The sequence below is a fragment of the Sphingomonas ginsenosidivorax genome, from assembly GCF_007995065.1.
Taxonomy (GTDB): Bacteria; Pseudomonadota; Alphaproteobacteria; order Sphingomonadales; family Sphingomonadaceae; genus Sphingomonas; species Sphingomonas ginsenosidivorax.
This window is the reverse complement of sequence record NZ_VOQR01000001.1, coordinates 1,533,598-1,545,780: the sequence shown is the minus strand read 5'-3', so window position 1 is coordinate 1,545,780 and position 12,183 is coordinate 1,533,598. Positions and strand designations below refer to the sequence as shown.

At 66.6% G+C, this 12,183-nt stretch carries 15 protein-coding genes; 5 read left to right on the top strand and 10 right to left on the bottom strand.

Translation table 11 applies throughout. The annotated features are described in order from the left end of the window. Nucleotides 1-44: 44 nt before the first annotated feature. From FSB78_RS06925 to FSB78_RS06910, 4 genes are all read left to right on the top strand, one after another. A complete protein-coding gene (locus FSB78_RS06925) occupies nucleotides 45-839 on the top strand; it encodes a MotA/TolQ/ExbB proton channel family protein (RefSeq protein ID WP_147081242.1) in 795 nt (264 codons plus the stop codon). A gap of 87 nt (nucleotides 840-926) precedes the next feature. Beyond that, nucleotides 927-1,409, top strand: a complete 483-nt coding sequence (locus FSB78_RS06920; RefSeq protein ID WP_147081240.1) for an ExbD/TolR family protein — start codon at nucleotides 927-929, stop codon at nucleotides 1,407-1,409. A 31-nt stretch (nucleotides 1,410-1,440) separates the two neighbouring features. Then, nucleotides 1,441-1,869, top strand: coding sequence for an ExbD/TolR family protein (locus tag FSB78_RS06915; RefSeq protein WP_199743129.1), 429 nt, complete (start codon nucleotides 1,441-1,443; stop codon nucleotides 1,867-1,869). Nucleotides 1,870-2,034: 165 nt separating this feature from the next. Beyond that, complete coding sequence (locus FSB78_RS06910; protein WP_147081238.1) at nucleotides 2,035-2,379, top strand: tetratricopeptide repeat protein; 345 nt, start codon at nucleotides 2,035-2,037, stop codon at nucleotides 2,377-2,379. Between the two features lie 114 nt (nucleotides 2,380-2,493). On the opposite strand, the gene dcd is transcribed toward FSB78_RS06910, so the two are convergent. The 5 genes from dcd to FSB78_RS06885 all read right to left on the bottom strand — a co-directional run bounded on the left by dcd (nucleotide 2,494) and on the right by FSB78_RS06885 (nucleotide 6,122). Further along, nucleotides 2,494-3,048, bottom strand: a complete 555-nt coding sequence (gene dcd, locus FSB78_RS06905; RefSeq protein ID WP_147081236.1) for a dCTP deaminase — start codon at nucleotides 3,046-3,048, stop codon at nucleotides 2,494-2,496. A gap of 54 nt (nucleotides 3,049-3,102) precedes the next feature. Next, nucleotides 3,103-4,428 (bottom strand): hypothetical protein, encoded by a 1,326-nt coding sequence (locus FSB78_RS06900; protein WP_147081234.1) that lies wholly within the window; start codon nucleotides 4,426-4,428, stop codon nucleotides 3,103-3,105. A gap of 83 nt (nucleotides 4,429-4,511) precedes the next feature. Then, a complete protein-coding gene (locus FSB78_RS06895; protein WP_147081232.1) occupies nucleotides 4,512-4,958 on the bottom strand; it encodes a cytidine deaminase in 447 nt (148 codons plus the stop codon). Further along, entirely contained in the window at nucleotides 4,955-5,629 is a 675-nt protein-coding gene (locus tag FSB78_RS06890) for a GH25 family lysozyme (RefSeq protein WP_147081230.1), read from the bottom strand. Before FSB78_RS06890 ends, FSB78_RS06895 begins: the two co-directional genes overlap by 4 nt. Nucleotides 5,630-5,642: 13 nt before the next feature. Continuing rightward, complete coding sequence (locus FSB78_RS06885; RefSeq protein ID WP_147081228.1) at nucleotides 5,643-6,122, bottom strand: UPF0262 family protein; 480 nt, start codon at nucleotides 6,120-6,122, stop codon at nucleotides 5,643-5,645. A gap of 107 nt (nucleotides 6,123-6,229) precedes the next feature. Here FSB78_RS06885 and FSB78_RS06880 point away from each other — a divergent pair, with 107 nt between their 5' ends. Next, a complete protein-coding gene (locus FSB78_RS06880) occupies nucleotides 6,230-7,717 on the top strand; it encodes a replicative DNA helicase (RefSeq protein WP_147081226.1) in 1,488 nt (495 codons plus the stop codon). Between the two features lie 102 nt (nucleotides 7,718-7,819). Here FSB78_RS06880 and FSB78_RS06875 read toward each other — a convergent pair whose 3' ends face one another. The 5 genes from FSB78_RS06875 to cobA all read right to left on the bottom strand — a co-directional run bounded on the left by FSB78_RS06875 (nucleotide 7,820) and on the right by cobA (nucleotide 12,094). After that, nucleotides 7,820-8,572, bottom strand: coding sequence for a phosphoadenylyl-sulfate reductase (locus FSB78_RS06875; protein ID WP_147081224.1), 753 nt, complete (start codon nucleotides 8,570-8,572; stop codon nucleotides 7,820-7,822). Continuing rightward, entirely contained in the window at nucleotides 8,565-8,996 is a 432-nt protein-coding gene (locus FSB78_RS06870) for a DUF934 domain-containing protein (RefSeq protein ID WP_147081222.1), read from the bottom strand. Before FSB78_RS06870 ends, FSB78_RS06875 begins: the two co-directional genes overlap by 8 nt. A gap of 177 nt (nucleotides 8,997-9,173) precedes the next feature. Continuing rightward, nucleotides 9,174-10,805, bottom strand: coding sequence for a nitrite/sulfite reductase (locus FSB78_RS06865; RefSeq protein ID WP_147081220.1), 1,632 nt, complete (start codon nucleotides 10,803-10,805; stop codon nucleotides 9,174-9,176). Nucleotides 10,806-11,009: 204 nt separating this feature from the next. Next, the gene (locus FSB78_RS06860) at nucleotides 11,010-11,306 is read right to left on the bottom strand and encodes a DUF2849 domain-containing protein (protein WP_147081218.1); all 297 of its coding nucleotides are present in this window, start codon (nucleotides 11,304-11,306) and stop codon (nucleotides 11,010-11,012) included. Further along, the gene (gene cobA / locus FSB78_RS06855) at nucleotides 11,303-12,094 is read right to left on the bottom strand and encodes a uroporphyrinogen-III C-methyltransferase (RefSeq protein ID WP_147081216.1); all 792 of its coding nucleotides are present in this window, start codon (nucleotides 12,092-12,094) and stop codon (nucleotides 11,303-11,305) included. The genes FSB78_RS06860 and cobA overlap by 4 nt, the downstream gene beginning before the upstream one ends. Nucleotides 12,095-12,183 lie beyond the last annotated feature (89 nt).

The following is a 12,183-nucleotide window of genomic DNA, read 5'->3' as shown; positions in this document are numbered from 1 at the left end:
TCTTCATTACGAACGAAATTGACTAGTCAGAGGACAAACCCATCATGATCACCACTATCCTTGCAGCGGCGGGTGCCGCCGCCCCCGGCGACAACCCGTACGGCCTGCAGGCTGCACTTCGCGAAGGCGGCCTCATCTCGCAGTCCGTGTTCGCCATCCTGGTGCTGATGTCGGTCGTGTCGTTCTACATCCTGTTCTCGAAGCTGTTCGAGCAGCAGAAGCTGATCAACCAGGCCAAGCGCGTTCGCCAGGGCTTCTGGCAGTCGAACTCGCTGCGCGAGGGCTCGGCCAAGCTCGAGAAGAACTCGGCCTACAAGCAGATCGTCGACGACGGCCTGGCCGCCCAGGACCAGCACGCCAAGCTGACCGATCCGGTCGAGGCGCATGACTGGCTGCACGGTTCGCTGGCGCGTTCGGAAGCCGCGATCAACTCGAAGCTGGGTGGCGGTCTCGCCTTCCTCGCGACGGTCGGTTCGGTGTCGCCGTTCATCGGTCTGTTCGGTACGGTTATCGGCATCTACCGCGCGCTCGTGAAGATCGGCGCGTCGGGCCAGGCATCGATCGACAAGGTCGCAGGGCCGGTCGGTGAAGCACTGATCATGACCGCACTCGGCCTCGTCGTCGCGGTTCCCGCGGTGCTGTCGTACAACTGGCTGCAGCGTCGCAACAAGTCGATCGCCGAGGACCTGTCGTCCTTCTCGAACGACGTGCTCGGCTTCCTCGCTTCGAACGGCGCCGTGCGTCCGGTCGGCGCGACGGCTGCCAAGCCGGTCCCGGGCAAGCCCGCGACGACCACCGCGACCGCCGGTCAGACCGGTGGCGTGCCGCGCGCCAACTAAGACGAGAAGGCGGGGCTGCTGTCGGCGGCCCCGCTTCCTTTCCACCGGCGGTTCCGGTGGCGATTACAAGAATAGGATAGTTCGCACATGGCGATGAGTGTTGGTGGCGATTCCACCGAGAAATCGATATCGGACATCAATACGACGCCGCTGGTCGACGTCATGCTCGTGCTCCTGATCATCTTCCTGGTGACGACGACCGTCGCCGTCCAGGCGGTCCAGCTCAAGCTGCCCGAGGTCAAGTTCGATCCGACGACGACCAAGCCCGAGAACGTCTCGCTGTCGGTGACGACGAATGCGGACGGCAGCTGCGCGGTGTATTGGGGCATGAGCCCGGTCACCTCGACCGAGCTGCTCGACCGGGCCGTGGCCAAGCTGAAGGCCGAGATCGATCGTCAGGGTGGTCCGAATGCCGCCGGTCTGGAACTGCCCGAGGCGCATATCCGCGGCGACGTGAACACGCCGTACAAGTGCATCGGCGGCACGATCTATACGATGCAGCGCGCCGGCTTCGCCCGCGTCGGCTTCATCTCCGAGCCGCCCCCCGGCGGCACCACCGACCGCGGTTAAGCGCTCGGGACGTATTTAGGAGTAGCATTAGATGGCAATGAGCGGCGGCAAAGAAGACGACGGCCCGATGATGGAAATGAACATGACGCCGTTGATCGACGTCCTGCTCGTTCTCCTCATCATGTTCATCATCACGATCCCGATTCAGACGCACGCGGTGAAGGTCGATCTTCCGGTCAACAGCAAGAACCAGCCGCAGAACCCGGTCGATCCGCAGAAGAACAAGATCTCGATCGATCCGGCCGGCGTGGTTTCGTGGAACGGTTCGCCGGTCGATGAGGTGACCTTGCGTCAGTATCTCGACCAGAGCGCCGGGATGAACCCCGAGCCAGAGCTCCACTTCCAGCCCGATCCGCAGGCGCGGTACGAGGTCGTGGACCGGACGCTCGCAGTGGTGAAGCGCTCCGCGATCACCAAGCTCGGCTTCATCGGCAACGAGCAGTATCGCAACGACTTCTAGGTCCGCGACACTGTCGAATGATCAAGGGCGGTCCTTCGGGGCCGCCCTTTTTCGTTGTGCGTAGATTCCCTTACACACGGCCCCTTGCATGACAGTCACGGAAGTGACACACCAGTGTCACAAAAGTGAAACCTTCCGATCAGGAAGGTCGTGAGGAGACCGGACATGCGTGGATTTTCCCTGATCGTGCTCACCCTCGCCGGCGCGGCGACGCCCGCACTGGCAGCCGAACGTACCGGCTATACGCAGATCGCGGCCGGCAACATGCCCGCGGCGGAGCAGCGGATCGTCGCCGAGCGGCGCATCTTCCCCGATCGTCCCGAGCTGATGCTGAACCTCGCCGCCGTGTATCGACAGACCGGGCGCGACGCGCAGGCCAAGGCGCTCTACGCCGCGGTCCTCGACAAGCCGGCGGTAGCGCTGGATACACCGTCGGGCGCGGTGGTGTCGTCGCATGCGCTCGCGGAGCGCGCCCTCGCACGGTTCGCGCCGCAGATTGCGACGCGCTGATCCGCGATCGCTAGGGGGCCGGGTCGCGCCTGCGACCCGCTCTCCGTGCCCATACCGCGTCATGCGGTAAACCAGTAGCGCCGCAGCGATTGCGCGCGGCGCCGGGCCTTCGGTTTAGAGGCGCGGCAACGTCACGCCGCGCTGGCCCATATATTTGCCCGCCCGGTCGGCATAGCTGACTTCGCACGGCTCGTTGCCCTGCAGGAACAGGAACTGGCAGGCGCCCTCGTTCGCGTAGATCTTGGCGGGCAGCGGCGTGGTGTTCGAGAATTCCAGCGTGACATGGCCCTCCCATTCGGGTTCGAGCGGCGTCACGTTGACGATGATCCCGCAGCGCGCATAGGTCGACTTGCCGAGACAGATCACCAGCACGTCGCGCGGCACGCGGAAATACTCGACCGTGCGCGCGAGCGCGAAGCTGTTCGGCGGGATGATGCAGACGTCGGTCTTGCGATCGACGAAGCTGTTCGCCGCGAAATCCTTCGGGTCGACGATCGCGCTGTCGACGTTGGTGAAGATCTTGAACTCGTCGGCGACGCGTGCGTCATAGCCATAGGAGGACAGGCCGTAGCTGATGCAGCCGTCGCGGCGCTGGGCCTCGTGGAACGGCTCGATCATGCGATCGGCAAGCGCGCGCTCGCGGATCCAGCGGTCGGACAGGACGGACATGGTGGCTCCCCTTCGCGGCGTGCTTTCGCGCGGATGCGGTGGCGGGGCAAGGGACTATGCGCAGGCGCGCTCCACGGGCCGGTCCCCGGGCGGCGGGACCCGGCGCCTGGCATTGGTGATCAGGTCCGCCGCCAGGTAGCAGAACAGGCCATAGATCAGATAGCTGTAGCGCGGGACCGGCTGGACGAGGGCGTAGGGCATCCCGACCACGGCCAGATACACCGCGAGCGTCCGATAACCGAACCGCCGACGCCATATCCCCAGCATCAGTGAGACGATCCCGGCGACGGCAACGAGTCGCATGAGGACTGAACGGGCCACGGGCAGCACGTCGCTCTGGCTGAAGGCGAACTGCCAGGGCTCGGGGAGGAAGAACTGCCGATAATGCCGACCGCACAATGTCAGGAAGGCAACAGGGTTCGCGGCGATCCAGGTCTCCGCCGCTCGACCGACGGCCTTGGCATAGCCGACCTCGCCCATCGTCCTGGCACGACGATAGGGTGTCAGCCCGTGATAGGGATGGACGGCCTGAAGGCGGTCCCTGAACGTGACGGCGGGATCGGCGGGCGCAACCGCCGCCGCGTGATTGCCGATGGCGAGTTCCAGCCCAAAATTGCTGCGAACGACGATCGGTGCATCGAGGACCGCGATGTTGCGTATGGTCCACGGCACCGCCCAGAGCGCGGTGGCAAGCACGGTCGCCGTCGCAAACAGGAGTATCTCGCGTGGCGACAGCCGGGTCAGCGCGAACAGAGCCCAGCATATGCCCGAGGCGAGGCCGACCGCCGGGCTCACAAAGGCGCCAGCGGAGAGAATGGCAGCGGCCACGATCAGATCACGCGGGCGGATGGTAGCGCGGCGCCGAAGATGGAAGAGGAAGGCCAATGCTGCGGTCCCTATACAGACGGCGAGCGCGCCCTCCCAGTAGCGGAAGCTGATCGTCTCTTCGGGCGCGAAGACCGGCACCAGGCACAGCAGAGCCAGTCCCGCCCGCCGCGTCTCGGGCGCCATGTCAATGGTACGGAACAGCCGGTCGAGAAGCAGATATCCGACACCAACCTGCACGAGCGCCCAGACCGTGAGCGCGACGGCGGCCGGTGCCCCGGCGCCACCGAACAGGTGGATCACCCCGCCCGCGACCAGCGGTGGCAACGGCAGCATGTGCGCGGTCGGGCCGAGGCCGGGAAACGCGTCGGCAAGGCCCTTGCCGAGCGAGACGCTGATGGCCACGCGTGTCGCTTCGCCGGCCTCTTCGGGGCCGACCGGTGCAAGCCCCTGCGCGCCGTACATCCAGAGCACGCGCAGAACCGCAGCGGCGATCAGGACGGGAAGGACACCGGATCGATCGGCTCGGGCAATGGGATCGGCTGCGTCGGACACGATGGCTGGCTCCCGGGGCGGCACCGCGGTTCTGGTGGGATGTGCCCGTCCGTCCCGGTCACGACGTCGCCGACGGGGGGTGGTCAGTCAATCCCCAGATCGGCCGGCCCGAACGCGTCGGGTAGCAACGTGGACAACCGATAGCTCCGGATCGCGTCGCCGTCGGCCGCACCGCAATGAACGGGCAGGTCGATACCCGCCAGCTGTGCAGCCTCGTTCAGCACCTGGCGGCACCGGCCGCAGGGGCTGACCGGCGTCGTACCGCTCGCCCGGCCATCGGCATCCATCGCGCCGCCGATCACGCCGATTGCGACGACGTCGCGCAGGCGCCCTGCCGCGCTCGCGGTGGCGATCGCGACGGTTTCCGCGCACAGGGACAGGCCATAGGACGCGTTCTCGACATTGGCACCCGTCACGATGCTGCCATCGCTGAGCAGGACCGCGGCGCCGACCGCGAAGCGTGAATAGGGTGCGTGCGCGTTCTCCGCAGCCCGGCGGGCCGCGGCCACGAGTGTCGTCGCTTCGTTCATGGTGCCACCACGTCCCAATTCACCGGTCCTTCGATTCCGTCGATACGGCGGAAGTCGCTCGCGCGCCACATCCGCCAAGGCCGGGCGGCATAGTGCGGCACGAAGACATTGGCCACCGACCAGACCGGGCGGGCGAGCGCTTCCGACAGGCGATAGGTCGACTCCACCGGCTTCGTGATCCGCAACAGCACGGGCTTGCGGGTGTGCGTCTCGACCATCGTGACGAATCGCGCGAGTTCCTCGATCAGCACGGCGCGATCGGGACGGGCGGTGCAGTCGGCGTGGAACGCGATATCGACCGCGGCGGGCAGGGCGTCGCCGGCCTGCGGGACGAAGGTGTTGAAGGCATTGGCCTGCTCGTCCGCGCGCTGGCAAAGCGAGAAGACATGCACCGCACCCCGCCGAAGCCCGGCCTCGGGAAGTGCTGCCCAATTGCCCTCGAAGGCGGGATCGCGGCGGTCGGTGCCCGACGTCGCGACGATATAGGCGAAGTCGGCGCCGCGAGCGCGCACCGTGCCCCATTCGACCGGTCCCGGCGCCTCGCCGAGGTCGATGCCCTGGAGCGGATAGTCCTTCGCCGCGGGGTGCCATCCGGTGGCATAATGCCAGCCGATGATCGCGAGCAGGCCGATCGCGGCAAGCACGCAGGCGGTTTTCCACAGACCGTACATTAGCGGGCGTCCATCAACGGATGTGCAGCACGCAGATCAGCGTGAACAGTCGCCGCGCAGTGTCGAAATCGACGTCGATCTTGCCCGCGAGGCGTTCGCGCAGGAGTTCGGCCGCCTCGTTGTGGATGCCGCGGCGGGCCATGTCGACGGTCTCGATCTGTTGTGGGGTCGACGCGCGAATCGCCTGGTAATAGCTGTCGCAGATCGCGAAATAGTCCTTGATCGGCCGGCGGAAGCGACCGAGCGCGAGCACCAGCGTCTCGATATGCGTGCCGTCCTCGCGGTACATATGAATGCCGAGGCGGCCCTCCTCCGATTCCAGCTTGATCCGGTAGGGGCCGGCATACCCGTCCGCCTGCGGACGCTGCGGCGCGAAATAATTGCCTTCGATCAGGTCGAAGATCGCGATCCGGCGCTCCTGCTCGACATCGGCCGAGCGCCAGCCGAGCGAGCGCTCGTCGAGTTCCACAGCGATGATCCGGGGGTCGGCCATGGCCCCGCGATAGCGAGGCGCGCGGCGCGTGTCACTTGCCCGACTTATCCCCATCATTCCGCCGCAGCTTGCTTGGAACACGGGGTCGCGATGCGTACACGAAGCGGATGGCAACGCTCGCATTCCCCGTCCCCGTCCCCGAGACCCCTCAGCTTCCGCGCAACGTCGAGGCCGAAGCCGCGATGCTCGGCGCGATGATGATCGACAACCGGCTCGCCGACGACCTGGTCGACCGGCTGGAGCCTGCGCATTTCTTCGAACCCGTCCACGGCCGCATCTTCGCCGCGATCAAGACGCTGCGCGGCAACGACATGCTGGTGACCCCGGTGACGCTGCGCCCGATGTTCGACGCGGACGAGGGGATGCGCGAGCTGGGCGGGCCCGCCTATCTCGCGAGCCTGACCGGCAGCGGCGCCGGGCTGATCGGTGCGCGGCAGTTCGCGGCGCAGATTTACGACCTCGCAATGCTGCGCTCGCTGGTGTCGGTCGGGCGGACCTTGGTCGAGCGCGCGATGGATACCTCCGAGGAGGTCAATCCGCGCGCGCAGATCGAGCTGGCCGAAGAGGAGCTGTTCAAGGTCTCGGCCGATGGCGGCACCGAGAATGCGGTGAAGACCTTCGCGCAGGCGACCACCGCAGCGGTCAAGATGGCCGAGCGCGCGCTGAATTCGGGCGGCAACCTGTCGGGTGTCACCACGGGTATCGATTCGATCAACGCCAAGATCGGCGGCATGCATCACAGCGATCTGATGATCCTCGCCGGCCGTCCGGGCATGGGCAAGACCTCGCTCGCCACCAACATCGCGTTCAACGCCGCACGTCGCTGGATGCGTGACATGGCCGACGGGATCGCGCCGTCCGATTCGGTGGGGGCAAAGGTCGCGTTCTTCAGCCTAGAGATGTCAGCCGACCAGCTGGCAACGCGTATCCTTGCCGAGCAGTCGCAGATCTCGTCCGAATCGCTCCGCATGGGCAAGATCAGCCGCACCGAGTTCGCGCAGCTCGCGGCCGCGGCGGCCGAGCTCGAGAACCTGCCGCTGTTCATCGACGACACCGGCGGTCTCAGCATCGGCGCGCTGCACACTCGCGTGCGCCGGCTGCAGCGGCGGCACAACAACGAGATCGGGCTGGTCGTGGTCGACTATCTCCAGCTGCTGACGGGGTCGGGCAAGAGCAAGGACGGCAACCGCGTGCAGGAAATCTCGGAGATTTCGCGCGGGCTGAAGACGATGGCGAAGGACCTCAACGTCCCCGTACTCGCACTGTCGCAGCTCAGCCGCGCGGTCGAAAGCCGCGAGGACAAGACGCCGATGCTGTCGGATCTGCGCGAGTCGGGGTCGATCGAGCAGGACGCCGACATGGTCTGGTTCGTGTACCGAGAGGACTATTACGTCGCGTCGAAGGAGCCCAAGCGGCCGGCCGAGGGTGACAGCGCGAAGATCTTCGAGGATCACAACGCCTGGGCAGCGGAGATGGAGCGGGTCTACGGTCTCGCCGAACTCATCATCGCCAAGCAGCGCCACGGCGCGACCGGCAAGGTGCGGATGAAGTTCGATCCGACGATCACGAAATTCTCGGATCTCGCGGAATATTGAGCCGCCACCCGTCACCCTGAACTTGTTTCAGGGTCTACCGTGCCGCGGACTTTAGCGCCTGTGGTGCGGTGGATGCTGAAACGAGTTCAGCATGACGGGGGATCAGATGATCGGGTCGTAGTTCGTCGGTGCGTGGATACCGCATTCGACCTTGTCGAAACTCCGCCACCGCCCTGCACGCGGATCTTCACCCGGCGCGACCTTCGTGGTGCACGGCGCGCAGCCGATCGAGAGATAGCCCTGCGCCTCCAGCGGATGGCGCGGCAGATCGTGGTCCGCGAAATAGGCATCGAGCCGCGCCTTGTCCCAGTCGGCGAGCGGGTTGATCTTCAACCGGCCCTCGTCCTCCTCGAACCGTGGCAACGCCTGACGGGTACCCGACTGAAAGCCCTTGCGGCCCGAGATCCACGCGTCGAACGGTGCCAGCGCACGGCGCAGCGGCTCGACCTTCCGCAAATCGCAGCAGCCGTCCGGGTCGTAGGACCAGCGCAGGCCGGCGGTATCCTTGATCGCGAGCAGCCGCGGATCGGGGCGGAAGACGCGCAGGTCGGTGAAGCCCAGCCGCTCGGCGAGCGCGTCGCGGTACGCGAGCGTCTCGCCGAACATCTTCTGCGTGTTGGTGAACACGACGGGCACATCGCGGTCGATCTCCGACACCATGTGCAGCAGCACCGCGGACTCCGCGCCGAACGACGAGACCGCGGCGGTGCGCCCGGCGAGCTCGCCGGTCAGCAACGTGCGCAGCATCTCCTGCGCGGAAACGCCCGCGAAGCGCGCCTCCATCGCGGCGGCGTCGGCGCTCGTGAAGGCGGGGGAGACGTCGATCATGTCGAGCTTGCGCAAGGCGTTACCCATGTCGGAGCTTCCACACCGGCACGCGGTCGTCGGCCGCCTTCTGGTAGGGCGTGTCGTAGCGCGCCAGGCTCGCGCGCAATACGTCGATGTCGATCGGCGATTCGGGCGCGAAGCTGTCGAAGCCGCAGCGGCGCATCAGCGGGATCTGATCGACGAGCACGTCGCCTGCTGCGCGGAGCTCGCCGGTATAGCCCGCCTCGCGCAGGATCCGCGCGGTCGAATAGCCGCGGCCGTCGCGGTAGCCGGGGAAGCTCACCTCGATCAGCGCGAGCTGGTCGATCTGCGGCAGCAGCGCGCGCGCGTCGTCGCTCGATTCGAGGCGGACCGCGGTCGCGTTGGACTGGCCGATGAAGGCGTCGAGCGTGACCGCGGGCTCGTCGTGCGGCTCGTCGTCGCGGAAGCGGAGGACGGTGAAGTCGCTCATGCCGTGGCCTCCATCATGCGGTCCCGGCTCCTCACCCACCCCTCGACCGTCATGCCAGCGAAGGCTGGCATCTCCCGGTTCGGGCCGGATGCGCGCCACGGAAAGACCCCAGCCTCCGCTGGGGTGACGGAATGGGGGGCAGGGGCGGCGGCAGAAGCTTGCTCCACGATCGGGCGATTACCCATAGATCGCTTCCTTGAACGTCTCGAAGCCGACGCGGCGATAGGTGTCGAGGAAGCGCTCGCCGCCCTCGCGGACTTGCAGATAGCGATCGGTCACGCGTTCGATCGCGTCGACCACGCCGTCCTCGGAGAAGCCGGGGCCGGTGATCTTGGCGAGGCTGACGTCCTCCGCGCCCGATCCACCGAGCGAGAGCTGGTAGTTTTCGGTGCCCTTCTTGTCGACGCCGAGGATGCCGATGTGGCCGGCGTGATGGTGGCCGCACGCGTTGATGCACCCGCTGATCTTGAGCTTCAGCTCGCCGAGGTCGCGCTGACGTTCGAGGCTGGAGAAGCGTGTTGCGATCTTCTGCGCGAGCGGGATCGAGCGTGCGTTCGCTAGGCTGCAATAATCGAGGCCGGGGCAGGCGATGATGTCGCTGATCAGGTCGAGATTCGCCTCGGCGAGCCCGGCCTCGTTCAGTGCGGACCACACGGCGTGCAGATCGGCCTGGCGGACGTGCGGCAGGACGATGTTCTGCGCATGGCTGACGCGGAGTTCGTCGAAGCTGTAGCGCTCCGCCAGCTCGGCCATCAGGTCGATCTGGTCGGCGGAGGCGTCGCCGGGGATCCCGCCGACGGGCTTCAGGCTAATCGTGACGATCGCATAGCCATCCTGCTTGTGCGCCTTGACGTTCTGGTCGAGCCAGACCGCGAAATCGGGATCGCTGCGATCGATCGCGGCGGCCGGCGTCGTGTCGAAGTCGGGAGCGCCGAAGAACGCAGTGATGCGGTCGAGTTCCGCGCGCGGCGGGTCGAGGCCCAGACCCTTTACCGCGGCGAACTCCTCCTCGACCTGACGGCGATATTCGTCGGGACCGATCTCGTGGAGCAGGATCTTGATCCGCGCCTTGTAGATGTTGTCGCGGCGACCGTAGCGGTTGTAGACGCGCAGGCACGCCTCGAGATAGCTCATCAGGTCGTCCGATCCGACGAAGTCCTTGATCTCGTGGGAGATCATCGGCGTGCGGCCCATGCCGCCGCCGACGAAGATCTTCGCGCCCAACTCACCGTCACGCTTGACCAGCTGGATGCCGATGTCGTGGAGGCGCATCGCCGCGCGGTCCTCGTCCGACGCGATCACCGCGAACTTGAACTTCCGGGGAAGGTAAGTGAATTCGGGGTGGAACGTGCTCCACTGGCGGATCAGCTCGGCCCAGGCGCGCGGGTCGGCGACCTCGTCCGCGGCGGCGCCGGCGAACTGGTCGCTGCTGATGTTGCGGATGCAGTTGCCGCTCGTCTGGATGGCATGCATCTCGACCGTCGCCAGTTCGGCGAGGATGTCGGGCGTCTCGGCGAGCTTGATCCAGTTGAACTGGAGGTTCTGGCGTGTCGTGAAATGCCCGTAGCCACGATCGTACTTGCGCGCGATGTGGCCGAGCATGCGCATCTGCCGGCTGTCGAGCGTGCCATAGGGGATCGCGACGCGGAGCATGTACGCGTGGAGCTGCAGATACAGGCCGTTCATCAGCCGCAACGGCTTGAACTGGTCCTCGGTGAGCTCGCCCGAAAGGCGGCGGCGGACCTGGTCGCGAAACTCGTCGACGCGCTGGTCGACCATCGCCTGGTCGTATTCGTCGTATTTATACATGGGTATGTCCGACAGAAGGATTGTTCACGCAGAGGCGCAGAGGACGCGGAGAGTTGCCCTTGTGACTAGTGTCCGCGGCAGCAATCATCGCTTCCCCTACGGCGCGTGAGAATGAGGGCCGCTGCGCGGCAGACGCTCTCTGCGTCCTCTGCGCCTCTGCGCGCAAAACCTTCTTCTCTTCGCGTCTTAGCGGCGTAGCGTGAATCATATCACCCAGCTCCCCGCATCCGGATCCGCGGGTTTCAGGGTCAGGTCCGGCCGCATGGTAGGTCCAAGCGCGCGGATGCGGTCCTTGATGTGGGCGGGGCGGGGGCCGTCTTCGGTCTGCGTCGCCTCGATCAGATAGGGGACGTTGACGCGGCGGGCGCCTTCCTCGGCGGTGAGGATCGATTCGCCCGCAGTGCCGACGTCGACCGCCTCTTCGAGATGGCGCGACCAGCCGTTGCCCGCCCACCACACGACGTCGCCGGTGGGAAGATCGTTACCCGTCAGAAGTCTCATGCCGCTGCTGCCTCCGCCACGCGCGCCCAGCGGGCGAGCTTGTCCTGTGCGTCGGACAGTTCGACGACCTCGCCGACGACGATGATCGCCGGGCTCTTGACCGCCTCGCGCGCGACCATCGGGCCGAGATCGGCCAGCAACGTCTTCATCGCACGCGCGCCGGAGAGCGTACCGCGCTCCAGCACCGCGACGGGCATGTCGGGGGCGACGCCGTCCGCCATCAGCTTGTCGGCGATATCGGTCGCGGTCGCGACGCCCATGTAGATGACGAGCGTACGGCCCTGGCCGGCGAGCCCGGCCCAATCCTGATCTGCGAGCCCCTTGCACTGACCCGCGACGAAGCTGACCGCGCTCGAATGATCGCGGTGCGTGAGCGGCAGCATCGCCTCCGCCGCGCAACCGAGCGCCGCCGAGACGCCGGGGATGACTTCGACCGGAAGCCCCGCGGCGCGGACCGCCTCGACCTCTTCGCCGCCGCGGCCGAACACGAACGGGTCGCCGCCCTTCAAGCGGATGACGATCGCGCCGGTGCGGACATGCGCGACGATCAGCGCGTTGATCGCTTCCTGCGGCAGCGTGTGGCGCGCGCGCTGCTTGGCGACCGAGATGCGCTGCGCCTGCGGCGGCGCCAGATCGAGCACGCGCGGATCGATCAGCCCGTCATGGACGACGACGTCGGCGGTCTTGAGCGCTTCCACCGCACGGACGGTGAGCAGGCCGGGATCGCCGGGCCCCGCGCCGACGAGGATCACACGCCCGCGGGCGCTCGGGTCTAGGAGACTGGACATGGATGGGAGATGGGCTGGCCTGCGCTGCGGCGCAACGGAATGATGCTTGGGAGGGCGGTAGGAGAGCTTTTGTGCAGGCTTCCTAGTGA

Bases quoted from the DNA above. Each gene is read 5' to 3' on its own strand.
- FSB78_RS06925 (WP_147081242.1), top strand. From the start codon at position 45: ATGATCACCACTATCCTTGCAGCGGCGGGTGCCGCCGCCCCCGGCGAC.
- FSB78_RS06920 (WP_147081240.1), top strand. From the start codon at position 927: ATGGCGATGAGTGTTGGTGGCGATTCCACCGAGAAATCGATATCGGAC.
- FSB78_RS06915 (WP_199743129.1), top strand. From the start codon at position 1,441: ATGGCAATGAGCGGCGGCAAAGAAGACGACGGCCCGATGATGGAAATG.
- FSB78_RS06910 (WP_147081238.1), top strand. From the start codon at position 2,035: ATGCGTGGATTTTCCCTGATCGTGCTCACCCTCGCCGGCGCGGCGACG.
- dcd (WP_147081236.1), bottom strand. From the start codon at position 3,048: ATGTCCGTCCTGTCCGACCGCTGGATCCGCGAGCGCGCGCTTGCCGAT.
- FSB78_RS06895 (WP_147081232.1), bottom strand. From the start codon at position 4,958: ATGAACGAAGCGACGACACTCGTGGCCGCGGCCCGCCGGGCTGCGGAG.
- FSB78_RS06890 (WP_147081230.1), bottom strand. From the start codon at position 5,629: ATGTACGGTCTGTGGAAAACCGCCTGCGTGCTTGCCGCGATCGGCCTG.
- FSB78_RS06885 (WP_147081228.1), bottom strand. From the start codon at position 6,122: ATGGCCGACCCCCGGATCATCGCTGTGGAACTCGACGAGCGCTCGCTC.
- FSB78_RS06880 (WP_147081226.1), top strand. From the start codon at position 6,230: ATGGCAACGCTCGCATTCCCCGTCCCCGTCCCCGAGACCCCTCAGCTT.
- FSB78_RS06875 (WP_147081224.1), bottom strand. From the start codon at position 8,572: ATGGGTAACGCCTTGCGCAAGCTCGACATGATCGACGTCTCCCCCGCC.
- FSB78_RS06870 (WP_147081222.1), bottom strand. From the start codon at position 8,996: ATGAGCGACTTCACCGTCCTCCGCTTCCGCGACGACGAGCCGCACGAC.
- FSB78_RS06865 (WP_147081220.1), bottom strand. From the start codon at position 10,805: ATGTATAAATACGACGAATACGACCAGGCGATGGTCGACCAGCGCGTC.
- FSB78_RS06860 (WP_147081218.1), bottom strand. From the start codon at position 11,306: ATGAGACTTCTGACGGGTAACGATCTTCCCACCGGCGACGTCGTGTGG.
- cobA (WP_147081216.1), bottom strand. From the start codon at position 12,094: ATGTCCAGTCTCCTAGACCCGAGCGCCCGCGGGCGTGTGATCCTCGTC.